The following is a 1,011-nucleotide window of genomic DNA, read 5'->3' as shown; positions in this document are numbered from 1 at the left end:
TGAACTGGTCAACTAATTTTGGACACCAGTTACGGTTTCATGCCGCCAGTTTCTCCATAGCTACCGGCGACCGGTAGTCGTTGTAGCTATGGAGCCTGACGTTGTTGTAACGCATCACATAACGCTGCACATCCACCCGCGCCTCATGTTCCGAGCGGTAGCCGTCTTCTGGTACCCACTCGGACTTGAGGCTGCCAAAGAAACGCTCCATCGGAGCATTGTCCCAGCACTCACCTTTGCGACTCATGCTTTGCAGGAGGCCATGTTTGCGCATTTCTTTCCTGAATTTATGACTGGTGTATTGGCAGCCCTGGTCAGAGTGAAACAGCACCTCTTTTGGCCGACCTCGCAGGTCGACCGCCATCCGCAACGCTTCGCAGGTCAGCGTGGCATCGGAAATCATCGAAAACGACCAGCCCACGATCCTGCGGGCAAACAGATCCAGAACCGCCGCGAAATACATCCAGCGCGTGCCGACTTTGATGTAGGTCACATCGCCGCACCACACTTGGTTAACCGCCGTGACATCAAACTTGCGCTTGAGCACATGCGGCGCCACCAGCGCCTCAACGCCGGAAGATTTGTACTTGTGCCGCCGCCGTTGATGACTGGCAACACCGGCTTCGCGCATCAAGCTGCGAGCCATATGGCGCCCGACACGATGCCCCTTGGCTTGCAGTTCCTTGGACAGGGTGCGAGACCCTGCGGACGCTCTGGATTCCTTATGATGCTTGACCAGCACGGCCTTAAGTTTCTCCCGTTCAGGATTCACCTTGCCCTGGCGCTGACGCCAGGCGTAAAAGCTGCTGCGGGTGACTCCAAACGCCCGACAGCAATTGTTAACGCCGTACTGCTCGTCCAGCTCATTGATCAGCGAGAATGATCTTTGGAGTCCAAAAGCAGGAGAGCACTGGCCTTTTTTAGGATTTCAATGTCCAGGTCTTTTTGCCTGAGCAACGCTTTGAGCTGCTGAATCTCCCGCTGATCGGCGGTGATTGCCTTGGCCCCCAC

At 56.0% G+C, this 1,011-nt stretch carries 1 protein-coding gene; it reads right to left on the bottom strand.

All coding sequences use genetic code 11. The features are described 5' to 3' along the window. Positions 1-37 precede the first annotated feature (37 nt). Positions 38-862: an IS3 family transposase gene (locus AC07YV_RS29845; protein ID WP_256582901.1), complete on the bottom strand. Its 825-nt coding sequence runs from the start codon at positions 860-862 to the stop codon at positions 38-40. Between the last annotated feature and the right edge of the window lie 149 nt (positions 863-1,011).

It is taken from the genome of Pseudomonas sp. GW456-E7 (genome assembly GCF_059424105.1).
Note: the sequence above shows the minus strand (reverse complement) of the source record. Positions and strands in the feature narration are given on the sequence as shown.